This window comes from Gardnerella sp. KA00390 (assembly GCF_049244075.1).
Lineage (GTDB): Bacteria > Actinomycetota > Actinomycetes > Actinomycetales > Bifidobacteriaceae > Bifidobacterium > Bifidobacterium vaginale.
Genome location: NZ_CP058372.1, coordinates 994733 through 1019525, shown reverse-complemented (window position 1 = coordinate 1019525; position 24793 = coordinate 994733). Strand labels below are relative to the sequence as shown.

The following is a 24793-nucleotide window of genomic DNA, read 5'->3' as shown; positions in this document are numbered from 1 at the left end:
ACAAATGATAACGGAGATTTTTCAAACTCTAATTAAGATCGCAATCTAATGCGACTATTTTAAAGAGCGTTGATTGCCAAAGCAAGACCAGACTTACGGTTTGCAGCCTGATTCTTATGAATCACACCACGACCTGCAGCCTTGTCAAGCTTTTTAGCAGCCACTGCGAATGCAGCTTCAGCTGCAGCCTTGTCACCAGCAGCGATGGCTTCACGAGTAGCGCGGATAGCAGTCTTCAAAGCAGACTTCACTGCCACGTTACGCTTGTGTGCCTTCTCATTGGTGAGCACGCGCTTTTTCTGCGACTTAATGTTTGCCACTATTACTCCAAACGACGTTTGCTATATCAAGGACATACAAAGGGTAAGCATAGCATGATTCTTGGATAAAACCACTAATTTTCACGAATATTAATCACCACAATGCTTACTGCATGCATTAAATGTAATTAAGTGCATAACTTGCTGTTCTTATCTTCTTGGACTAGGGTAGTCAAGTTGCTACCATTAATGAGTTACAGTGCTTGATGCACATTATACTATATATTCATTGTGTCTTAAAAGGAGATATTTGCTTTGATTACACCGCATAACCAGCCAGGATTTACGGATCAATCGTTGATACGCAACTTCTGCATTATTGCGCATATAGATCACGGCAAGTCTACTGTAGCGGATCGCATTTTGCAGCTTTCTGGAATTGTGCCAGAACGTGAGATGCGAGACCGTTTCTTGGATCGCATGGATATTGAGCAAGAGCGCGGAATCACTATTAAATCGCAAGCTGTTCGAGTTCCTTGGGTTTTTGACGGTAAAGAGTATTCGCTTGGCATGATTGATACTCCTGGTCACGTTGATTTTACTTACGAAGTTTCGCGTGCGCTTGCAGCATGCGAGGGTGCGGTTTTGCTTGTGGATGCCACTCAAGGTATTGAAGCGCAGACGCTTTCTAACCTTTATATGGCAATCGAACATGATTTAACGATTATTCCTGTATTAAACAAAATCGATTTGCCTAGTGCGGAGCCAGACAAGCATGCGGAAGAAATAGCTGGATTAATTGGTTGCAAGCCTAATGAAGTTTTGCGTGTTTCTGGGAAAACTGGCGAAGGTGTAAAAGATCTTCTCGACCAAATCGTGCTGGAAGTGCCAGCTCCTAGTGGGAATCCTAATGGTGCTGCTCGTGCTCTTATTTTTGACTCAGTCTACGATTCGTATCGCGGAATCGTCACATATATTCGTATGGTTGATGGCGAGCTTAAATCGCGTGAAAAATTGCATATGATGGGCATTGGTATGACGCATGATCCTATTGAAATCGGCGTTATTAGCCCAGATATGACTCCAACAAAGGCGCTTGGAGCGGGAGAAGTCGGCTACGTAATTACGGGTGCAAAAGACGTGAGCCAATCTAAAGTTGGCGACACTATTACTAGCGCCGTAAATCCTGCATCCGAGCCTTTGGAAGGCTACAGAGACCCTAAGCCTATGGTTTACGCTGGCTTATTCCCAATCGATAACGCGCAATTCCCAGAGCTAAGAGATGCTCTCGACAAGCTAAAACTTAACGATGCTGCTCTTATTTACGAGCCAGAAACGTCGGTTGCGTTGGGATTTGGTTTCCGTTGCGGATTCTTAGGTTTGTTGCACATGGAGATTGTTTCCGAGCGCTTAAGTCGAGAATTTGGATTAGATCTTATTTCAACTGCTCCAAACGTAACTTACGATGTTACAAGCGAAGACGGCACCGAGCATCATGTGACTAATCCTAGCGAGTTCCCAGAAGGCAAAATCAAGCGCATTATTGAGCCAATGGTTGCTGCCGACATTATTGCTCCAAAAGATTTTATTGGCGCGATTATGGACTTGTGCCAAGATCATCGTGGGGAAATGGGCACAATGGAATACATTAGTGCCGATCGCGTGGAAATGCACTACAGGATTCCTCTTGCAGAAATCGTTTTTGACTTCTTCGATCAGCTTAAAAGCCGCACAAAGGGCTACGCTTCTCTTGACTACCACGAAGATGGCGAGCAAGCTGCAGATCTTGTTAAGGTAGATATTCTTATTCAGGGAGATAAGGTTGACGCTTTTAGCGCCATCGTGCATCGCGATAAGGCTTATTCTTACGGCGTTATGATGACGAAGAAACTTCGCGGACTTATTCCTCGCCAACAGTTTGAGATTCCAATTCAGGCTGCAATTGGCTCGCGTATTATTGCGCGCGAAACGATTAGTGCGCTTAGAAAAGACGTGCTCGCTAAATGCTACGGCGGCGATATTACTCGTAAGCGCAAGCTTCTTGAAAAGCAAAAGGCTGGTAAGAAGCGCATGAAGATGCTTGGACACGTTGAAGTTCCTCAAGAAGCGTTTGTTGCGGCTTTGGCTACGGATGATGGCGCAAACGATAGAGACACTAAAGATAAGATTCGTGCAGCGCAAAAGTCTGAAGGATGAGTTTAGAGTTGGATGCTGAATTAAATAAATCAGCTATGCAAACTAAAAGCATGCCTTTTGAAGTTTACGTGCACGTGCCGTTTTGCTTGCGTCGCTGCGGTTATTGCGATTTTAATACGTATACTGCTCGCGATTTGGGCGAAGGTGCGAGTCGTGAAGGGTACGCGGATGTTGCGATTCTAGAGATGCGTCTTGTAAAAAAGTGGCAGGAATTTCACGGGATTTTCGAGCCTAAAGCGCAATCTGTTTTCTTTGGCGGCGGCACTCCGACCGTTCTTAAAGCGCAAGATTTAGTGCGAATTTTGCAAGAAATACGTAACTTGTGGGGCATTATGCCTGGCGCGGAAATAACTACGGAAGCAAATCCAGACACTGCAGACGAGTCTTATATTGAGACGCTTGCAGAAGGTGGATTTACGCGAATATCTTTCGGAATGCAATCGGCTGTGCCACATGTGTTAAAAACGCTTGACCGCACGCATACTCCAGAAAACGTAGAGCGCGGAGTTAAAACAGCGGATGCTTGTGGTTTGCGTTCGAGTGTTGATTTGATTTATGGAGCTCCAGGGGAGAGTCTAGACGATTGGCGAAAGTCGGTAGAAATGGCTTTGAGCCTGGGCGTTAACCACGTTTCCGCGTATGCGCTAACAGTAGAGCCGCGCACAAAAATGGGTCGCCAAATTGCTGCTGGCACAATTCACGCGCCAGATGACGATGATGAAGCCGCGAAATACGAAGTTGCAGACGAGCTTTTTAATTCTGCGGGCCTAGAGTGGTATGAGATTTCTAATTGGGCGCGCACTGGTTTTGAGTCTCAACATAATCTTGGATATTGGAAGAACATTGATTGGGCAGGAATTGGCCCAGGGGCTCATTCTCACTACAATTCTGTTAGCGGCATTAGCAAGCAAAGCATGGATGATTGTGCTCTTTTGGCGGATTCAAGCAAGTTTTACAATCTTAGATCTTGGGATATTTTGCATCCAAAACGTTGGGCGCATGCGATTAATGCAGGAAACGTGCCTTGGCAAAACTACGAGTGTATAAATAGCGAGGATGCGTTGATAGAAGAGGTAATGCTTGGGTTGCGCATTAGGGAAGGTCTTAGTATTGATGAATTGTGTACAAAGATGCGTAAAGCCAATTGCGAATTTGACGATTCTTATTTGCAAAAAGTGCTAATCGAAGTGTGTAAAGAAGATTTGGCAGTGTTGAACAAAAATCGTATTGCTGCCACTCGAAAAGGGCGTTTATTAAACGATTTATTAATCGAAAAAATTGTTGACGCGTGCCAAAATGGCTTAGTTATGCGTTAAAATGATTCGTATTGTGTGAAAATTCAATGCAGAAAGGAATCAATCATGGCAAACCGCAAAGAGCGTAGAGCAAAAGCCAGGCAGAGTCGTAGGGGAATCCCGTCTCAATACGATCAAACGAATGGCCGCGGTCGCGGTGGAATGATTGACGAATACAATCTGCAAGAACATTCAAGAAGGCTCCAAGAAAACGGCGTTGACGGTTGGAAGCCATCTTCTAGCGTTACAGAACAAGAGGAACAGTTAACTCGTAATATTAAGCGAGCTAAGGCTGGAGATGATACTTGGAATACTGTTCGCAAAGTTATTGGCGTGTGTTCTTGGGCTGTTCTCTTGCTTTCTGCATTCGCGTTCTTGGTAATTATGTGGCTGCCAAGTCAGCCAATGGTGCTTGTTATAACTGTTGCAGTGTTGTTTGCTTTGGGCGTGTTTGGGCTGTTCTTTAGCTTTAGCAACTCTAAGCAAAATCCGCGACTCGATCAGCACGGTACCGCGCTTTAGTTAGATTTGGGTCGATTTAGGTTTGTTTATAAATAAAAATAATTAAGGCGGGCGCTTTGGTAATACAATGTGCGCGCCTTGTTTGTTTTACACGCTTTTATCTATGCAAATCTTGCAAAATGATCATGCAAATTCTAGTTAAATCATGCAAAATAAATTTTTTTGACTAGTAAGTTTTAATTAGTAAAACTTATAGTTTGTTTGCGTAATTTTCTTCTATAATCATTCGACAACTAAAAATATTTAAAATGATTATAACAATATTGCGCATATTTTTTAGATTAAATCAGTAATTTTCATAAAATTTTCTAAGATATTTAAAGAAAATCAACAGTTCTTTCTTAGCTTTTTATAAGGGTAAATCATATAAGCTACGAGATTGTACTTATTGTACCTATTTTGTAACAGACAATTTCATAATGACAAGTGTTCAATGAGGAAGGTAGTCGATGACATTTATTTCTCGCGCAATACGCTACGTTTTGAGAAAAAGAGTGAAATCAGCAATAGTGTTTGTAATATTAGCATTAATTTCAACGCTTCTGCTGGCATCTTCTGCAGTTGCGATTGCTGCAGAAAAAGAAGGCAAAAAGGTAGAAGAACAGGCAGAATCTAGTTTTGTTTTAGCAAATAATCCGCAAGTAAATCCTGGAACTCCTAGGGGAGCAGGAACTGTTAAGCCAAGTGATGTTAAAAAAATCGCGTCACTAAAAAACGTTGATTCTTATGTTTTGCGTCAAAATGTTACTGCTGATTTAGTTGACGCAAAAGCAGCCAGAATAAAAGGTGTTCAAGACTACGATGCTCGTAGAGAAAAGCAATTTGGAAACGCTGTAAACCTAGAGGGAACAAACTCTTCTAAGGGCTTAAATGCGTTTAAAACAAAATCAATCCACATGGTTAAAGGAAGAGCTTTGCAAGAATCAGATGAGCATGCTTCCTTAATTCACGAAGATTTAGCAAAATTAAATGGCTTAAAATTAGGCGATTCATTAACGCTTAAAGCAAACCCGTTTGACGCTGATAATCTTAACCATTCTACGGAGCAAGTAAAAACACGCATAGTTGGAATTTATGGCGGAGCTAACAATCGCCCAGTTGCAACGCGCGCGGAATTAACTGCAAACACTGTGTATACAGATTTAAAAACAACTAGAGAACTTTACAAATATAAGCCTGGAAAAGAAATATACCAGGACGCAAGTTTTAAGGTTAAAAAAGGAGCGGACGCAGATTCTGTGATTGAAGAAGCGTCTAAGCTGCCGATTGATTTGCAAAACTATCAGATTACTCGAGATGATCAATTCGTACAAGGCATGATTGGAGCAGCAAAAGGCGTAAAATCCATGATGAACATAACAGTTATTGCAGTAAGCGCGTTTGCTGTAATTGCTTTAGGATTAGTGCTTATTCTTTGGATTAATGAGCGTAGAAGAGAAATTGGTGTTCTAACTTCAATTGGTGTTGGAAAGGCGTCACTTGTATTGCAGCAGATTTCTGAGCTTGTGATACTTGCTATTCCAGCTATTGCAATAGGTTACGGTTTTGCGAGCGCAATATCTCCTTGGATTAGTGATTGCGCATTAGGCTCAGTAAAAAATTCTGCCGCGCAGCAGCTTAGTTCGATGGGTCAAGCTGGAGGAAATCTAGAATCGAGCATGGCAACGAGAACATTAGATAAGATTGCTGTTCAAGTTAACACAGAATGTTTAATTCAATCGTCATTAATTGTTCTGATGGTTATTGTTGTGGCAGTTGCGTTGTCTTATCTTCCTATTTTGCGAAAGTCTCCTAGAGATTTGCTTGGCATGCAAAAGTAGTTGGCTGCAAAAGTAGGTGGTAAAATGACTCAAATTATAAAAAGAGCTTGGCTAGCTATAGTTAGAAAACCAAGGCGCAGTGCTATTTTAGCTTTGATTATTACGGTTGTTCTTAGTGCGCTTATTTGCCAGAGTGGAGTTATTGCTTCTGTAAAAAATCTTGAGAATCAAATAGCTTCTAATATTGGCTTAGGTTTTAGCGTTTATGCAAAAACGCAGGGAGAGACTTTGCCAGAGTCTGATTCTTCTAGTGATTCCGCTAATCAATCGCAGCAAGATATTCCTCAAGATTTGCAAAAAAACGAAGGAATTCCAGAAAATCTTATTGCAAAATTTAAAAAGATTAGTGGAATAAAAACTATTGCAGAAGAAAAAGATGTTTTAGCAAATCCTGTTAACGCTAAGATTGTAGCGCCAATAAATGGTCCGCGTTTAGACAATGATGGAATGTTTTCGCTTGTTTCAATAACGGGAACAACTAGATTACAGTTGTCACAAGGTTTTCAAGAAGGATTATATAAGCTTGAGGAAGGCAATAATATTGATTCTTCCGCAGCTGGCGACTTTAAGCGTTCAAAATCTGCAATAATTCACAAGTCTTTTGCTAAGCAAAATAATCTTAAACTCGGCTCTGTTTTAAAACTAAAACAGGGTGGCAAAAGCATTAATCTTAAGATTGTTGGCATTTTTTCTGGAAAGATGCAAACAAAAGGTGCGTTGCCGTCGGACTCTACCGAAAATCGCGTAATAACTGATTTAGAATCCGCTCTTTACCTGTCTGGAAGTAAAAATCGTAGTTCTATAAAGTGTGTTATGCAAAATTCAAATAATCTAGAAAAAGCTTTAGAAGAAGCCAATAAAATAGCTAAAAACGATGGCAACGGCATGCTTTCTGTAGAAAACAATGCGCAAAGATTTGCCACTGTTCTTCAATCTGTAAAAACAGTTAAGCAACTAGTAACAATGATTTTAATGTGTCTTGCATTAGTTGGAATTATAGTACTTGGTTTAGTTCTTGTATTTTGGGTTCGAGGAAGGATTCACGAAGTTGGAGTTCTAATGGCAATTGGTATGAACAAGTCTGTAATAGCTTTGCAAATGATTATAGAAGTTTTTATAATAACAGCCTTCTGTTCAGTTGCATCAATTCTAATTGGGTCTGCAATATCTTCAAGTGTAGGATCAATGCTATTGGCTAATGTCTCAAATAGTACAATTTCTGACTTAAGCATTTCTTGGATTCCAAATAAACAAACATTTTTTGCTATTCTTATAGGATTTGCTATAGCGTTTGTATCTCTATGCATTGCTCTTGCGCCAATAATGTTTAAAAAGCCTCGCTTTGTATTGAATTCAATGAGCTGAGGTGATTTTCTTAGATAATTAATATGAATCAATTAGAAGATTGGATTTAACTGGATTTTATTAAGAATAAGAATAAGATTCGGATTCTGATAGAAAATTAAAAATTTACAAGTATTAAATATTAAGTATGAAATATTAAATTTAGAAAATATTGGAGTTTTATTATGACAACTTTATTAAAACTTAACAACGTTGATTATTCTTATGGTGCAACTAATATTCCTGTTCTTAAAAACGTTAATGCGGATTTTGAATCAGGGAAAATATACAGTATTACAGGTCAATCTGGAGCTGGAAAATCCACTATGTTATCTCTTCTAGCAGGATTAGATACTCCAACAAAAGGAACAGTATTGTTTGATGGACAAGATATTTCAAAGAATGGTGGATATTCTAATCATCGCAAGAATCATGTGTCTTTAGTTTTTCAGAATTTCAATCTAATCGACTACTTGACTCCTGTAGAAAACTTGCGTCTTGTTAATTCAAATGCTGATTCCAAGATTCTTAAAGAACTGGGACTTAGTGAAGACGAATCAACTAGAAATATAACAAAGCTTTCTGGCGGGCAGCAGCAGCGAGTGGCTATTGCGCGAGCGCTTGTATCTTCTGCTCCTGTTATTCTTGCAGACGAGCCAACAGGTAGCTTGGATCCAAATACAACACAAGAAGTTATATCAATCTTAAAAGACGCAGCTCATAAACACGGAAAATGTGTAATTGTTGTAACACATTCGAGCGATGTGGCGGCTGCTGCAGACATAAAATATGTTCTCAAAAACAAACAGTTAACAAAAAAATAATATAAAAGACTAATTATCAACAATTTTTCCGTGCTTCTGCGTAAAGTAAAACCTGTGCGTAACCTTTGCGCAGAAGTTGCGTATCAGTGCATACACGGGGAGGTTGTTGTGGCTGAAGTGTCAGATTCTAAGCCTATTGTGGCAGTTGTTATGGGGTCTTCAAGTGATTGGGAAACCATGCGTCATGCCTGCGAAATCCTAGAAAGATTCAGAGTGCCGTATATGAAAAAAGTTATTTCTGCACATCGCACTCCAGAACTTATGGCAGATTTTGCTCACAGTGCTAGAAAAAATGGTTTTCGCGTAATTATTGCTGGCGCTGGTGGAGCGGCCCACTTACCAGGTATGATTGCTGCTCAAACAACTCTTCCAGTTGTTGGTGTTCCTGTAAAATCCCATGCTCTTTCGGGCTGGGATTCTTTGCTTTCTATAGTGCAAATGCCTGGTGGTATTCCTGTTGCTACAACAGCTGTGGGCAACTCGGGAGCTACAAATGCTGGTTTGCTTGCAGTAAGCATGTTGAGCACAACAGATAATCGTCTTGCAGACGAACTTGAAGATTACCGTCAAGAATTAAAAGAGAAGGTTGAGGAATCTAATGCCGAGCTTATCTGAAGTCACTAATGGTGCTGTAGAGCGTTTGATGCCAGGAGCCACTATTGGAATTATTGGCGGCGGTCAATTGGGACGCATGATGGCTATTGCAGCTAGACATATGGGATTCCGCATAGGAGTTTTAGATCCAACGCTTGATTGCCCAGTATTTCAGGTTGCAGATTTGCAGGTTGAGGCAAATTATGATGATCCTGAAGGCTTGCGCGAGCTTGCTGAACGTTGTGATGTTCTTACATACGAGTTTGAAAATGTTAACGCAGATGCGTTAGATAAGGTTCGTCATTTAACAGCTATTCCTCAGGGCACAGATTTATTGCGTGTTACACAAGATCGTGTTTGTGAAAAAGAGTTTATTAATAAACATGGCATTGAAACAGCTAAATGGCGTGAAGTCAATAATCTTGACGATTTAGACGCAGCAATCGAAGAAATTGGTTTGCCTGCTATTCTTAAGACTCGTCGTGGTGGCTATGATGGTCATGGTCAGGATGTTCTTCGCACTGAAGAAGATGTTGCTAATATTCATCACCGTTCCGATAGGGGAGGAAAATTCCCTCCGTCTATTCTTGAAGGCTTTGTAGATTTTGCTTTTGAAGCTTCAATTCTTGTTTCCGGCAATGGTAATGATTTTGTGACTTATCCTCTTGTAAAAAACGTTCATCACAATAGCATTCTTCATATGACTCTCGCACCTGCAGTTGTGGATCCTGTTGTAGAAGAGACCGCACACGATTTAGCGCTTCAACTGGCTAAAGGTTTTGAGCTTGCTGGAACGCTTGGCATTGAGTTATTTATTACTAAAGATAATCGTGTAGTAGTAAACGAGCTTGCTCCTCGCCCTCACAATTCTGGGCATTACACGATTGAAGCTTGCGATATGGATCAGTTTGAAGCACATATTCGCGGTATTGTTGGATGGCCTTTAAAAAAGCCTAAGCTGCTTTCTCCTGCAGTGATGGTTAATGTTCTTGGTCAACATGTTGCTCCTACTCGTTCTCTTATATTAGAGCATCCAGAATGGCATGTTCATGACTATGGAAAGGCTGAGGTTCGTAAAAATCGCAAAATGGGTCATATTACTGTTTTGTGTGATGACCCAGTTAAAGAAGCTGCAGAATTAGATGCTACTGGCTGTTGGGATGACGAGCTTGATTAAAAGATTTAGTATTAGTCTTAAAATTTAAATAGTTATAGTTTGTTGGACTAGTATTAGATTTTTTAATAGTTTGAAAGGTAAAAGGTTAAATAATGGTTGGTGAGCCAGTACGCAGAAACACTAAGCAAAAAGAAACTGTTCTTGAACATTTAAGAGCTTCGCGTAATTTTGTTTCTGCACAGAATCTGCATCGCCTGCTTGTGGAAGATGGTGAAATCATTGGTTTAGCCACAGTGTATCGTCAGCTTAATATGCTTGCACAAAGTGGCGATGTTGATACTGTTCGTTTTAATGGACAGCAACTATTTCGCATTTGCGATGAGAATACTCATCATCACCATCTTGTGTGTGAAAAGTGTGGTAAAACCGTGGATATAGAGCCTCCTGATGATGAGGGTTGGATTCACAAGATCGCCGAATCTCATGGGTATACGGTTATAGATCACACTTTGGAAGTGTTTGGATTATGCCCAGACTGTAATCAGAGTGTAGATTGATTGCAAACTCATTAATCAATCTAATTAATTACAGTTAAAAATCAGCCTAGATTTAGAATTTAGGCTGATTTTTCATTACATGAACTATTTTTTAAGAGTTTTTAGCATTTCTAAAATCTGCTTAGGATTAGTCTCTGGCAAATAAGAGCTTGTAACAGCTAACGATATTTGTGCTAGTTTTGCAGAATCCAAATAGCATATGTATACAGGTCTATTAGTAGGCTGGAACTTCTTTTTAAAGAAATAAAGCGACTTAAATCCGTATGCTGGCTCCAAAATATCGGACATCATTTCAAGCGTATGAACAATAATATCATTTGATTCATGATGATTTGAAGATTGAGAATCTCCATGAATTGTAGGCTTTTGGCTTGCCTGGATATCTTTACTAGAATCCTCATTGCTTAATGTAGAATTTTCACAAATATCTGTTATTCCAGCAAGAGGAGCTGCAGAAAGACTCATAAACTCCACAGCAGATTCTGGATTTTCAAGACCTTCGTCTCTTAACCGTTCCGCCATTCTAGCAATAAGCAACTCCATAATTCCATTAGGGCTATCCGTGCGATGTCTCATAAAATCAAGAGTCCACCCGATTACGCGATTATTGTCATAAGTCGGCATCCAACTTGTAACCCCAAGAACGCGATTGTTCTCGTCAATCGCATACAAAATCTTTACTCTAGGATCATGCAATTCTTCCAAACCGCCAAGAGTAAACTTCATTTCTGGAAGGGCTTTAAGTTCCGCCCATTCTTCCGAAATCTCAATAATTTGTTGCTGAACTTCCCAAGGAGCATCGTTGTAAGTGCTAAGAACATCTGTTATTCCATCACGTTTTGCCTTGTTTATGGCAGTGCGAATATCCTGCCACTTTTTACCCCTAGTTTGCCACTCTTTAGGGTAGACTAGCATATCGCTTCCAACTTTTATAGAAGAAAAACCAATAGATTCTAAGGCTTTTCGTTCTTCATCGTGAACAGCGTAGAATGCTGGAGACCATGAATTTTGTTCGCAAAGTTGAATAAACGCTTTCAAATCTTGTTTATATTCTGTTTTATCTCCAAAAGGACCAGTTAGAGTTAAAGCAACTCCATATTTTAGTCTGTATGCTATTGCAGAATGTTCAGTGGCGGAGAACCAATAGTGGTTATCATGCCATGTTGTCATAAAACTCATGGTGTCTCCACCAAGTTGAACTAACTCGCTTGCTTTTTTGCGGTCTTCTTCATTAATTGTTATTTTGTTTCTAAACCACACCATGCAAACAGCAAAAAGAACAAGCCAGAATAGAACTCCAACACCTTGAGTTATTGCTGAAGACAAAGGAGTTATAGGTGTAAGCATGGCATTGGACCTTAATCCAAAGCCCATAGGCATCCAACGCCCTGGAAGGTCACGTAGTAAATGATGCAAGTCTGCTACAGGCTTAAATTCATTTGGTGCAATCAACCCGAAGCAAACATATCCTATTCCAGTAGAAAATAGTGCAAAAACAATTGCAGCTAATCCAACTCTGCGCTCAAGCTTATCACTATGATTTGGAAAATGCTTTATGCTTATAAACAGTAGGATTGCGATTAATAAAGGAGGCAAAGCTGTAAGCATAAAGGCTATAGAAGTAGCATTATTCTTGTGGAAAATCATAGTTTGTTTAGTTGCAATCAAAGGCAAAATAGCAAAATACATTGTTGCATATACTGCTGTAATTCCGTTGATTGTTATAGCAGCATAAGCTGCAAGTCTTCTTCCGCGTAAAAGTCCCCAAGATATAATCATTAAAGTGGCAATAGGCAAAAGAATACGAATCCAAAGACCTCCTATTGTTGCGTGTTGTAATCCTGAATGAAGCAGGCAACTGCTTGAACTATAGTTTGATATACATCTTGCTAGCCACGGTTTCGTACCCATTTGCGGAGACATGAATAAACCTAATGTAGTTAGTATTCCAGCATGAGATCTAGAAGATAGTGCAAGAACTGGTCCTAAAGCCATAACAAGTTGAGTTATGGCAAATAGACGTCTAATCTCGTAGTCTGTTCCTTCCCACCAGTTCGCGCTTTTCACAGTATTTGTATTAGCATTGCTATTTTTGTTCATCAGATTGCCAATAATATGGCCACAAATTGCTGCAAAAATTGTGCAATAATCCCCAGGATTTCCACTATAAAGAAGCATTGCAGACGTGATTGCATATCCCAAAACAAACATTCGTCTACGCCACAATATTGATTCGCATGTTGCTGCAGCCATAAAAGCTCCAACAAAAAGTGTAAAAGGAGAAAGTCTAATTGGTATTCTAGTAATCCAACGCATGTTTCTAATAATCATTGAAAGATTACCGATTAAAGTAAGCCCGAGTATTGTTCCAATAAGAGTGCTTGTTACGGAAACAAAAAGCAAACGCATTTTACCGATACGTGTTTCGGCTAATCCTATTAAAACAAGTGAAAGTATTGCATTTACTATTAGAGATGAGAAACTATTTACAAAAAATAGCGAGTGGAATAGTTTAATCAGAAGCTGTGTAATATTTCTATGCCCAAACAAAAAAGTAGAGCTTATTTTCGGTTTATGATACGAGAAGAATTGTGAAAGAGTTGCATTGGTGCCATAAGTATAGATGTGCATTACGGTACTGAAAACCCAGTGAATAAGGTTAATAACCAAGAAAACTAGAGTTATTTTCGCTGCTAGCACGCGCTGCGATAGCCACATGCGCACATCGTTGGTAAGAACGCTTAAATGATGTTTTGCTGTAGACTCGTGATTTTTTGATAAAAAGTTTGGCATGATTTATCGCCTCACCTTCTGATTGATAACCACTTGAATATTATTATAAGAGTTTAAATCTGGATAATTGCTTGTTATTCCAGAATCTTTACAAAGATGGTCGATTACAACTTTTAACCCATTTTGAACGGTATGCCAATCGTGTCCAGATCCTTTAGAAATCATGGTTATAACGCTTATTCCAGACTTATGAGCCGCTATAGCAATATTAGACTGATTTACTTGCGATTTAGGATCCCAAGCTCCAGCTATAGAGTAATAATTTTGTTTTAAAGGAGCATTTTTTCTCATTATGTTTGCTGGAATATGCTTTTCGTATTTTTTGCGATCTCCATCAAAATAACGTTTTATTGTTTCATCGCGATTCTTGTATGTTGGCTCTAGTTCTCCGCCTGCAGAATACATGTTTCCAAATAGTTTAGGATAAGCTGGCACAATCTGAGTTGCGCAAGTTCCTCCTTGAGAAAATCCTCCCATTAGCCAAAGTGCTGGATTGTTGCTGGCTGGTAGATTTTTATGAATCCAATTAACAACATCTTTTGTCAAATAAGTTTGTGCTTTTCCATAAACCTTTGTATCCGCGCAAAGAGAATTGTGTGTTGCAGTACCGTTTTGATCTGGTGACACAACAATCGGAGCTAAACCATTATGATCCTTAGCATAAGCGTCTAAGGTGTTTACAATTTCGCTCGCAGCAAATAGCCTATTAGGGCTTCCTGGTTGACCAGAAAGAAGAACCATTACAGGCAGTTTTGGAGCGTATTTTGTTAAAGCTGCTGGTGGTAAGTAGACGTTTGCGGTGCGGGCACGGAAGTTAGATGTTGTTGCGGGAATTTTAACGGATCTACTTATTCCTTTGGATGGTATTTTTGGGAGCTTGTTTTGTGCTGCGAGTGAATTCCAATCAGCGATTTCCATAACCCCATTATGTTTATTATGCTCTTCAAGCTTTGGATAATTACCTAATCCAAATACTGATCCAATAGTTGTGTATTCGCCATAAATCATATTTACGCGAATCATTGTGGCTAAAATAAACAGAATAATTGAAAATATTGCGAAAGCTCTTCTATATCCTTTAGATATTATCGCAGCGCTTAAAGCAAATCCTACGGCTGCAAATCCTCCTGCAATAGAAAAAATCACGAGCCATCCTAGGCTTACTCCGAATACAAGAAAAACGTCTGAAATAAGCCAAGTTATAAATCCAAATATAATTGCGAATAATGATGCAGAACCTAATTGTGTTAAAAGAGATGGAAAATACTTTATTTTTTTAGATTTTGTTATTAAAAGGACAGCTAAGCATAATCCAGATATTGCGAATATACTTATAGGTAGTATGCCGTGCATTAGGTTAATTGTGGCAATAAACTTCATTTTTACTGTTCCTTAAAACCTCACTAGATTAGAGCTGTCAAAAAATATAGCCGTTGATAATATAATTCGTAATCCTTAAAATTTTCTATATTATGTCATCAATTATAATGATAAAAGATACAGAGTTTATTACAATACGTCAAAAGTATGAATATACACAATTGTTTACTACAAGTTATGTTTATTTATGACGATGGCGATAATTAAAATGTATTTGTAACATAGATGCGTAAATGAGTTATGTATTAGTCATGTAATTAGAAGGGTGTGAAATTGCCATTAAGCAATTTTCTTACTATTTTTAAACGTTTTAAGCTTGCGATTCCGCGATGGCTGTATGCGGTTCTGTTCGTTGTATTTGATGCAATAATGGTTATGATTGTGCAGCTTTCTGTTCAAAGGTCTGGACGAGTGGAAATGACTTCCTCGCTTTCGGCAAGCGCATGGAACATAATTTCAAAAATGTGGATTAGCTTAAATTTTGTATTCGTTTTGAATCTGCTTATAGTTGCTCTAATTTACGGAATTCTGTTGATGGTAATAAATCGTTTTTGGATTACTACACTTATTCTGATTACATTATCTGTAATAATTTCTGTAATCGAGTATATGAAGGTTAATGTTAGATACGAGACAATTCTTCCAGCGGACTTGAACTTTTTAAAGAGTAATACGGGGAATATCGCATCTTTTCTGCCGGATAATGCTATAGCCGTGATTGTCTGCTCCATAATTGCTGTACTTGTAGCTGTTATTGCTGCTATTTTTATGCATTTTGTAGATGTAAATCGCGGAAAAATCGTGTTTACTAAGGATTTTCGCATTTCTATTGTAATTAGAGTTGTTACATGCTTAGTGTGTTTTTTGGGTCTTGGATGGTATGTTTCTGGGGTTGGAACAGTTGGTTCTAGTGCTAACGGTTTTGCTAAGTTTATGGGCGATGCTCCTGCGATGTGGGATTCTGTTTATGATTCGCAAAGAAACGGTGCTTTAGTTGCTTTCTTAAGACAAGTGAATCCAAAAGTTATGGATAAACCAGCGGATTACAATGAATCCACTATGAAAGCTCTTCTAAAAAAATATGATACTGAAGCTAAGAAAATCAATGTTTCTCGCAAAAGCAAAATTTCAGACAATACTGTGGTTTATGTACTTTCGGAATCTTTCTCAAACCCAATGAGGGTTCCAGGATTGCAACTGAATAAGAATCCAATGCCATTTATAAGCTCTTTGAAAGAGAAAACAGATAGTGGTTTAATGCTTTCTTCTGGTTATGGTGGGGGAACAGCGAATCTCGAATATATGTCTCTTACGGGATTGAGCATGGTGAACTTCAATTCATCTCTTACAAGCCCGTATCAGCAGCTTGTTCCAAATTCTTCTTGGACTCCTACAATCAACAGATATTGGGGTAGTGAAGGAAATTCTGTAGCTTTTCATCCATATGAGCCAAGCATGTATTCTAGATCAATAAACTACAAGAAGTTCGGTTTTAGTAAGTTTTATGCTCTTGAAGGTCCTAATATTATTTCTCATAAAAAAATGTTGGATAAATCTCCTTATGTTTCAGATTCTTCAGCTTACGATAGCGCATTTGAGTCAATTTCTGCTAGTAAAAAGCCGCAGTTTGTGCAAGTAGTCACAATGCAAAATCATATGCCTTATAGAAATTGGTATAAGAATAATGATTTTGTTGCAAAAGCAAAAGATGGTTCACCTAATTTAGGACAATCGGAAACATCATCAATTGAAACATATGCTAAGGGTGTTAATTACACGGATCATGCTACGCAAAAGTTCTTAGAGAATCTTGATTCAATTGACAAGCCTGTTACTGTTGTGTTTTACGGCGATCATCTTCCTGGCGTATACAGTACGGCTAGTGCAGATCAAAATAATTCTCTAGATCTGCATTTAACTGACTACTTTATTTGGTCAAATAGAAAAGCTATTGAGACAAATAAGATTAAAAATATTCATAAAAATACTTATTCGTCTCCAAACTTCTTCATATCTCAAGTAGCATCTCATACTAATTCAAAGGTTTCGCCCTATATAGCTTTCCTTACTAGATTACACGATAAGGTTAGTGCTATGGAGCCTCCTGTAGTCAATAAGATTCAAGGTTGGGATAGGATTCCAGAAGGACAATCCATCTATCTGGATAATCATGGTAAGCCAATGATTGCTAATAATATGAATAAAGAAACTAAGCAATTATTGCATGATTACCGCTTGATTCAGTACGACATTACAGCTGGGAAACATTATCTTAAAAATACAAACTTTCTTGGTTTTTAAGATAATCAGATAGTCGGCTAATCCTCTACAAGTCTAGTGCTTTTGACGCAATGTCATGCCTAAAGAACATGTGAGGAAGATTAAGCTTATCTAATATGCTGTAGACGTTGTTTTGAGCGTCTTTTACGTCGTCTCCATGTACTTGCACAAGAGCTACTCTACCTGAAGAAGTAAGAAGTTTGCCGCTTTCTTCATCGCTTTTTACTCCTGCATAATACACGTGCTGACCTTGATTTTCGTCAACAGGAATTTGAGGAATAGGAGTTCCAGTAACTAAAGTGCCAGGGTAGCCTTCGCTTGCTAATACAACTCCAAGAGTTACGCCATTTTTAATCCAAGTAAATGTTGGTTCTTTGCCATGCAAAATGTTAAAAATAGCTTCACCAAAGTCGCTAGTAAGTCTTGGAAGAACAACTTCGGTTTCTGGGTCTCCAAAACGAGCATTAAACTCAATAACTTTAGGCCCTGAAGCTGTATCAATTAATCCAGCATAAAGTACACCGGTAAAAGGCGTGCCCTCTTTAGCTAGTCCTTCAACAGTTGGGCGCACAATCTCGTCAATAGCACGCTGAACTGTTTCGTCGCTAATTTGTGGAACAGGACTATAAGCTCCCATGCCGCCAGTATTTGGACCAGTGTCGCCGTCGTTAGCGCGTTTGTGGTCTTGAGAAATTGGCATAACCCAAAAATCAGTTCCGCTTACGAAACTCATAAGTGAAAACTCTTGACCTTGCAAAAATTCTTCAATAACAACTTTTGCTCCAGCTTGACCAAAACGATGATCGACGAAAATATCTTCCAAAGCATCAACTGCTGTTTGCTCATCCATAGCAACAGTAACGCCTTTTCCAGCAGCCAAACCGTCCGCTTTAATAACAATTGGAGCACCATGCTCAAGAACGTATGCGCGTGCAGGCTCCAAAGCGTCAAATGTTTTGTAGGAGGCAGTTGGAACGTTGTGACGAGCCATAAGCTTTTTTGCGAAATCTTTAGAGCCTTCAATTTGAGCTGCGGCTTTGTTTGGACCAAAAGCGGCAATTCCATGCGCTTCAAAATCGTCAACAATGCCATTCATAAGCGGAACTTCAGGACCAATGAACGCAAAATCGTAGTTATTGTCTTTAACGAACTTAATAAGAGCGTCATGATCTGATTGACTTATGTTTACAGTTTGAATTCCATCTGCTGCAATACCAGGATTTCCAGGAGCAACAGTTACTTCTTCAACGCTTTCTCCTTTAAGTAACGCGTGTGCAATAGCGTGTTCGCGAGCGCCAGAACCAACTACTAAAACTTTCATTTTTAATCCTTTATTGCTTTAAGATTTTGCTGTCTACTGTTTTGCGTTTTTTGCGGTTTACAACAACTCAACTGCAGCGTTTTCGCGCTTAGCCATTTTGCCAATAATATAAGCGGTTTCGTCATGCTCGTTTAGTATACGCATTGCCTCGTTTGCTTTGCTTTCATCAACTGACAAAACCATGCCAATTCCCATATTAAAAACGTTGAACATTTCAGCGTGAGTAACTTCTCCAGCTTTTTCAATAACGCCAAAAATAGGTGGAACGCTCCAGCTAGTGGTATCAATTTTTGCAGCCAAATCATCCGCATACATGCGAGGAACATTTTCAATAAATCCGCCGCCTGTAATATGAGCAACTCCCTTAATAAGATGCTCAGCAAAAAGTGGCTTCAAAGCTTTTACGTAGATTCGAGTAGGTTCAAGAAGAACTTCGCCAAGCGTTTTGCCGCCAAGCTCATCTAACTTGGTGTCAACGCTAAAACCTGCTTCTTCAAACAAAGCTTTGCGAACAAGAGAGAATCCATTTGAATGAACTCCTGAAGAAGGAAGTCCTATAAGCACGTCGCCTTCGCAAATAGCAGAGCCGTCAACAATATTCGAACGTTCTGCAACGCCTACTGCAAAACCTGCAAGATCGTACTCGTCTTCGTCATACATTCCAGGCATTTCAGCAGTTTCGCCGCCAATTAAACCTGCTTCTGATTGCACGCAACCATCTGCAACGCCTGAAACTACCTGCTCAAGTATTTCAGGATTGTTTTTCCCACACGCAATGTAATCGAGGAAGAAAAGAGGCTCGGCACCTTGAGCTGCAATATCGTTTACGCACATTGCAACGCAATCAATGCCAATAGTGTTATGCTTATTCATCATTTTTGCAATCACAAGCTTGGTTCCAACGCCATCCGTACCAGAAATCAGCACTGGCTCTTTGTAACCAAGAGATGCCAAATCAAATAAGCCGCCAAATCCGCCGATGCCACCTACAACGCCTGGGCGTTTCGTGCGATTCACATGCGATTTAATACGACGTACTACTTCGTATCCTGCTTCTACGCTTACGCCAGCCTCTTCATATGCGTGTGGCATATTGATTCCTTTCATAACTATGTTATAAGTATTTTCTTAAATTTTATTTATAAATTGCGGTAAACAATTAAAATATTAAGTTATATAAGATTTTCGTGTGAATATTTGCTGTGCTTTCTCACTTCTTGCAAATGTTCGCGTTCTTCAGGAGTAAGTGAAGCCAAGAATTCTTCGCCGTAATCGTCTAGTGCAGTAGGGTAGTCGCCATTAAAGTAAGCAACACACAAACCGCCATAAGGCGCTGGCTTTTTTAATCCAATCGACTCTACTAATCCATCTAAAGACAAAAATGCTAAGGAATCAGCATCAATATACTCGCGTATTTCTTCGACTGAATGTTTTGCTGCAATAAGTTCCTTTGTGGTTTGAATATCAATACCGTAGAAGCAAGGATATTTAAGAGGAGGAGAAGAAATACGCATATGTACCTCTTTAGCTCCAGCTTCTCGTAGCAATTGCACAATGCGCTTAGAGGTAGTTCCGCGAACAATTGAATCGTCAATAACGATAACGCGTTTTCCTGCAACTACGCCACGAACAGCAGAAAGTTTCATACGAACGCCTTGCTCGCGTAATTCTTGTGTTGGTTGAATAAAAGTGCGTGCAACATACTGGTTTTTAATCAATCCCATTTCATTTGGAATTCCGCTTGTTTCAGCGTATCCTGCAGCAGCAGAAAGTGAAGAATTAGGTACTCCAATAACCATGTCTGCGTCAACAGGAGATTCTTTAGCCAAACGCGCACCCATACGCTTTCGCACAGAATGAACATTAATACCGTAAATATTAGAATCTGGGCGAGCGAAATAAATAAATTCCATTGAGCATACTGCATGTTGTACGTGCTTTGTATATTGCTCAATAGTGTAGCCATCGTCATTAATAACAATTATTTCGCCAGGCTCAATATCGCGAATAAACTCTGCTCTAACAATATCTAATGCGCAAGTTTCGGATGCGAGTACATAAGCTCCATTGCTCATTCTTCCTAAAGAAAGAGGTCTAAAACCATTCGGGTCTGTTACGCCAATAAGCTCCTTTTCAGTTAGAAGCAAATAGGCAAAACCACCATGAACTATTTGCAAAGCATCTTTAAGCTTATCCATAAAAGAAGTTTTATTTGATCTTCTAATAAGATGCATTAACACTTCAGTATCCGAATTCGAGTGGAAGATTGCTCCCTCATCTTCAAGTTTATTCCTAAGAGTTGTGCAATTAGTAAGATTGCCATTATGTCCTAAAGCAACATCTCCATCATGGAAACAAAAAAGAAAAGGCTGAATGTTTTCAACACTTCCCGAACCAGCAGTAGCATAACGAACGTGCCCAATTGCGCTGTTTCCAGTAAGTTTCTTCATAATGTCTTCGTTTGCAAAAACCTGAGTTAAAAGACCTAGGTTTCTGTAACCTTTAAGATGACCATTATCGTTTGATACGATTCCAGCGCCTTCTTGACCTCGGTGTTGCAGTGCATGTAATCCAAAATATGTTAATCTAGCAGCATCTGAATGACCCCAAACGCCAAAAACGCCACACTCTTCATGAATGTCTTCGAGCTCTGCAGACATCAAACACCCCCTGTTGTTTTAGATTCTTAATCAAGATTTTCCTATAAACTTGCTACAAAAATCACATTATGCAGTGAAATATTCGACTCCAGCGCTAAAAATGTTTTGTGTTCTAAAATCTGGAATATTCACGTACAAACCGTTTCCGCTGCGTTCGCAATGTCCCATTTTTCCAAACACTCTGCCATCTGGGCTAGTGATTCCTTCTACAGCCATAAGTGAACCGTTCGGATTCACTTTAAGATTCATGCTTGGAACGCCATTGCTGTCAACGTATTGTGTTGCGATTTGGCCGTTTTGTATAAGAGTATCCATAACTTCTGGCAATGCTACGAATCGACCTTCTCCATGAGATATTGCAACACTATGAACATCGCCAACTTTGCAATTTGAAAGCCATGGAGAAAGATTAGAAGCAACGCGAGTTCTAACAATCTTGCTTTGATGCCTTCCAATAGTGTTAAACGTTAAAGTCGGGCATTCTGAATCCATTGGAACAATATCTCCAAACGGGACAAGACCTAGTTTAATAAGAGCTTGGAAACCATTGCAAATACCAAGCATTAAGCCATCGCGATTATTGAGCAAATCGCGAACAGCGTCACTAACAGCAGGATTCCTAAAGAAAGATGCTATGAACTTGGCTGAACCGTCTGGTTCATCACCTCCAGAGAATCCGCCTGGAATCATAACAATTTGGCTTTTATTAATCTCATCAACAAGATCTTTTGCAGATTGAGCAATATCATCAGCGCTTAAATTATTGATTATAAGCGTTTTGCATTCTGCTCCAGCTTTTTCAAACGCTGCTTGAGTGTCGTATTCGCAATTGTTTCCAGGGAAAACTGGAATGATTACGCGTGGGTGACTAATCGGAGTTTTTCTATGAGAACGCATGTGGTTATGAGAATACTTCAGTTCACTAGAGTTTATAGCAGGAACTGAGTCTCCCTTCTCTCGATACGGGAATATATCTTCTAAAGTATTTTCCCAATCTTCTTGCAAACTAGCTAAATTAAGTTTCTCGTTTTCTACGCAAAACTCGAACTCATTACAAGTTTCGCCTACTACATCTACGCTTACAAGATCTGAATCTGCATACGTAAGTTCAGAATCATCTTTAAGCTCCACATAGAACGACCCATATTCTGGCTTAAACAAATCATTCTTGCTAATCGCATTATTAAGCTTTAACCCAATATGATTTCCCAAAGTCATCTTAAATAAGATTTCCGCACTAGCACCAAATCCAGGAGTGCTAACGGAAAGCGCATGCTTATTTGAGGTAAGATTTTCCACAATCCTAATCGCCTCTAAGAAGCTTTGAGATTTAGGCGTGATTCCATCTTCCTTATATTTAGGCAATATTCTTAAAATTCTACTATTGGCTTTTTTGAATTCTGGCGAAACAACGTTTCTCGCGTCTCCTGTAGAAACAGCAAAAGAAATAAGTGTTGGTGGAACATCAAGATTTTCAAAGCTTCCGCTCATAGAATCTTTGCCGCCAATAGCGCCTACACCAAAGTCAATTTGTGCGCTTAAAGCTCCAAGAATAGCTGCCATTGGTTTTCCCCAACGTTCTGGAACATTATGAGGCTTTCCAAAATATTCTTGCAAACTTAAATAAGCATTTTCTATAGTAAAACCGCTGGCTGTGAGCTTTGCCAAAGATTCAACAACAGCTAAATAAGCTCCAGTAAATTGATTCTTTTCCATAATATATGGGTTAAAGCCCCATGACATTGCAGAAGCGGTGTTCGTTTCTCCAAAAACTGGCAATTTTGCAACCATTGCTTGTGCAGGAGTAAGCTGACGTCTGCCTCCAAAAGGCATAAGAACTGTTGCAGCTCCAATAGTGGAGTCGAACATTTCACTAAGACCTTTGTTTGAGCAAATATTTATGTTGGAAACAAGATTTTTCATGCGCTCGCCAAAAGATTTATTAGCGTATTCGCCACTTATATCTTGCCATTTCGAAGTATAGTTTTCGCCACTTTCAACGTGAATATTTTGCTCTTTTGGAGCTCCATTAGAAGCTAGGAATTCACGGCTTAGATCCACAATTGTTTTTCCTCGCCAAGTCATTTTCATTCGTGCTTCTTCTGTGACTATGGCTACAATTTGTGCTTCCAAATTTTCCTGACGTGCGTATGACAAAAATTCGTCGGCATCGCTTGCTGCAACATCAACAGCCATTCGCTCTTGAGATTCAGAAATCGCAAGCTCTGTGCCATCAAGACCTTCATATTTTTTAGAGACTTTATCTAAATCAATAATCAAGCCATCTGCAATTTCACCCGTTGCAACGCTTACGCCGCCAGCGCCAAAGTCGTTGCAACGCTTAATAAGTCTGCATGCATCTTTGCGGCGGAAAAGTCGTTGTAACTTGCGTTCAATAGGAGCATTTCCTTTTTGAACTTCTGCTCCGCATTCCTCAATGCTATCAGTGTCTTGCGCTTTAGAAGCACCAGTTGCTCCACCAATTCCGTCTCTTCCAGTTCGTCCACCTAGAAGAATAATCACGTCTCCTGGCTCAGGTGTTTCTCTTCGAACATGGTCTGCTGGGGTAGCGGCTACAACCGCACCCACTTCCATTCGTTTTGCAACGTATCCTGGGTGGTAAATCTCGTGTACTTCGCCTGTTGCAAGTCCAATTTGATTTCCGTAAGAAGAGTAGCCTGCAGCTGTCGACGTTACGATTTTTCTTTGAGGCAATTTTCCTTCAAGAGTTTGGGCTATTGGCGTTCTAGGATCTGCAGCACCAGTTACTCGCATTGCCTGATATACGTAAGATCTTCCCGAAAGAGGGTCGCGAATGCATCCGCCAATGCATGTTGCAGCACCACCAAAAGGCTCGATTTCTGTAGGATGATTATGTGTTTCGTTTTTAAACAAAAACAGCCAATCTTCATCGTGCCCGTTTACGTCAACTTTGATTTTTACTGTACAAGCGTTGATTTCTTCGGATTCGTCTAGATTCTTAAGAATCCCATTATGCTTCAAATACTTTGCACCAATAGTTGCCATATCCATAAGGCAAATCGGCTTATTTGTGCGATTAAGTTCTTCTCGCATTTCAAGATAACGATTAAATGCGGCTTGTACCTGCTCATCGTCTATTTTTATGTTTGTAAGATGCGTGCCAAAAGTTGTATGACGGCAATGATCAGACCAATATGTGTCTATTACTTTGATTTCTGTAATAGTTGGATTGCGATTTTCGTTTTTAAAATAGTTCTGGCAGAATTTTGCGTCTTCCAAGTCCATTGCAAGCGCGCGATCTTCTATGAACTTTTTTAAACCTTGTTCGTCTAAATCGTTGAATCCGTTGATAACTTCCACATTTGCTGGAATAACTGTTTCTGTTTGCAAAGTATTGACTTTATCTAAAGATGCTTCGCGCGCTTCAACTGGATTAATTATGTAGTGTTTAATTGCGTCCAAATCTTTTTTAGACAAATCACCTTTAAAAGCCAAGATTTGCGCGGTTCTTACCCTTGGTCGCTCTCCTTGGCTTATAAGCTGTATGCATTCACTTGCAGATTCTGCTCGCTGATCAAATTGTCCTGGAAGAAATTCCATAGCAAAAACATGTTCGCTTGTGCTTATGGGCAGATAATCATAGGTGTTATCGACTGGTGGTTCGCTAAAAACTGTTTTGATAGCAGTGTTGAATAGATCTTCTGATATTCCTTCAACATCATACCTGTTTATTATGCGCGTTGATTTTAAAGAATCTATTCCTAGAATTTCTTTAAGCTCGTGATTAAGATGCTGTGCCTTAACATCGAAACCAGATTGCTTTTCAACATAAACGCGAAATACCACGG

The 24793-nt window shown here is 39.5% G+C and carries 17 protein-coding genes; 10 read left to right on the top strand and 7 right to left on the bottom strand.

Going from position 1 to position 24793, the window contains the following annotated elements:
• Positions 1-59 precede the first annotated feature (59 nt).
• Positions 60-320 carry a 30S ribosomal protein S20 gene (gene rpsT / locus HXT53_RS04065; protein ID WP_004113577.1) on the bottom strand — a complete coding sequence of 87 codons (261 nt, stop codon included), beginning with the start codon at positions 318-320 and terminating at the stop codon, positions 60-62.
• 255 nt (positions 321-575) lie between these two features.
• Here rpsT and lepA point away from each other — a divergent pair, with 255 nt between their 5' ends.
• The 9 genes from lepA (at position 576) to HXT53_RS04020 (ending at position 10529) form a co-directional block, all read left to right on the top strand.
• On the top strand, positions 576-2456 hold the full coding sequence (lepA, locus tag HXT53_RS04060; RefSeq protein WP_004120758.1) for a translation elongation factor 4: 1881 nt from the start codon (positions 576-578) through the stop codon (positions 2454-2456).
• Positions 2453-3772: a radical SAM family heme chaperone HemW gene (gene hemW / locus HXT53_RS04055; protein ID WP_009994119.1), complete on the top strand. Its 1320-nt coding sequence runs from the start codon at positions 2453-2455 to the stop codon at positions 3770-3772. The genes lepA and hemW overlap by 4 nt, the downstream gene beginning before the upstream one ends.
• A 45-nt stretch (positions 3773-3817) precedes the next feature.
• Positions 3818-4273: a tripartite tricarboxylate transporter TctB family protein gene (locus HXT53_RS04050; protein WP_004117747.1), complete on the top strand. Its 456-nt coding sequence runs from the start codon at positions 3818-3820 to the stop codon at positions 4271-4273.
• A 449-nt stretch (positions 4274-4722) separates the two neighbouring features.
• Positions 4723-6093, top strand: coding sequence for an ABC transporter permease (locus tag HXT53_RS04045; protein WP_004113585.1), 1371 nt, complete (start codon positions 4723-4725; stop codon positions 6091-6093).
• Between the two features lie 24 nt (positions 6094-6117).
• The gene (locus HXT53_RS04040; RefSeq protein WP_421779986.1) at positions 6118-7458 is read left to right on the top strand and encodes an ABC transporter permease; all 1341 of its coding nucleotides are present in this window, start codon (positions 6118-6120) and stop codon (positions 7456-7458) included.
• 164 nt (positions 7459-7622) lie between these two features.
• Positions 7623-8261 (top strand): ABC transporter ATP-binding protein, encoded by a 639-nt coding sequence (locus HXT53_RS04035; protein WP_004113588.1) that lies wholly within the window; start codon positions 7623-7625, stop codon positions 8259-8261.
• A 150-nt stretch (positions 8262-8411) separates the two neighbouring features.
• On the top strand, positions 8412-8876 hold the full coding sequence (purE, locus tag HXT53_RS04030) for a 5-(carboxyamino)imidazole ribonucleotide mutase (protein WP_217430555.1): 465 nt from the start codon (positions 8412-8414) through the stop codon (positions 8874-8876).
• Positions 8860-10032 carry a 5-(carboxyamino)imidazole ribonucleotide synthase gene (gene purK, locus HXT53_RS04025; RefSeq protein WP_004113596.1) on the top strand — a complete coding sequence of 391 codons (1173 nt, stop codon included), beginning with the start codon at positions 8860-8862 and terminating at the stop codon, positions 10030-10032. Before purE ends, purK begins: the two co-directional genes overlap by 17 nt.
• 92 nt (positions 10033-10124) lie before the next feature.
• Positions 10125-10529 carry a Fur family transcriptional regulator gene (locus HXT53_RS04020; RefSeq protein WP_004113597.1) on the top strand — a complete coding sequence of 135 codons (405 nt, stop codon included), beginning with the start codon at positions 10125-10127 and terminating at the stop codon, positions 10527-10529.
• Between the two features lie 84 nt (positions 10530-10613).
• Here HXT53_RS04020 and HXT53_RS04015 read toward each other — a convergent pair whose 3' ends face one another.
• On the bottom strand, positions 10614-13322 hold the full coding sequence (locus HXT53_RS04015) for a bifunctional lysylphosphatidylglycerol flippase/synthetase MprF (protein WP_421779983.1): 2709 nt from the start codon (positions 13320-13322) through the stop codon (positions 10614-10616).
• A gap of 3 nt (positions 13323-13325) precedes the next feature.
• On the bottom strand, positions 13326-14702 hold the full coding sequence (locus HXT53_RS04010) for an alpha/beta hydrolase-fold protein (protein ID WP_013399614.1): 1377 nt from the start codon (positions 14700-14702) through the stop codon (positions 13326-13328).
• 267 nt (positions 14703-14969) lie between these two features.
• On the opposite strand from HXT53_RS04010, the gene HXT53_RS04005 reads away from it, so the two are divergent.
• Positions 14970-17003: an LTA synthase family protein gene (locus tag HXT53_RS04005; protein WP_009994286.1), complete on the top strand. Its 2034-nt coding sequence runs from the start codon at positions 14970-14972 to the stop codon at positions 17001-17003.
• Positions 17004-17028: 25 nt separating this feature from the next.
• Here the strand turns inward: HXT53_RS04005 and purD are convergent, their stop codons facing one another.
• The 4 genes from purD to HXT53_RS03985 all read right to left on the bottom strand — a co-directional run bounded on the left by purD (position 17029) and on the right by HXT53_RS03985 (position 24791).
• Positions 17029-18303, bottom strand: a complete 1275-nt coding sequence (purD, locus tag HXT53_RS04000) for a phosphoribosylamine--glycine ligase (RefSeq protein WP_009994285.1) — start codon at positions 18301-18303, stop codon at positions 17029-17031.
• A gap of 57 nt (positions 18304-18360) precedes the next feature.
• Positions 18361-19395, bottom strand: a complete 1035-nt coding sequence (gene purM / locus HXT53_RS03995) for a phosphoribosylformylglycinamidine cyclo-ligase (protein ID WP_004113603.1) — start codon at positions 19393-19395, stop codon at positions 18361-18363.
• Between the two features lie 80 nt (positions 19396-19475).
• The gene (purF, locus tag HXT53_RS03990) at positions 19476-20963 is read right to left on the bottom strand and encodes an amidophosphoribosyltransferase (protein ID WP_004113604.1); all 1488 of its coding nucleotides are present in this window, start codon (positions 20961-20963) and stop codon (positions 19476-19478) included.
• 66 nt (positions 20964-21029) lie between these two features.
• Positions 21030-24791, bottom strand: coding sequence for a phosphoribosylformylglycinamidine synthase (locus HXT53_RS03985; protein WP_421779980.1), 3762 nt, complete (start codon positions 24789-24791; stop codon positions 21030-21032).
• Positions 24792-24793 lie beyond the last annotated feature (2 nt).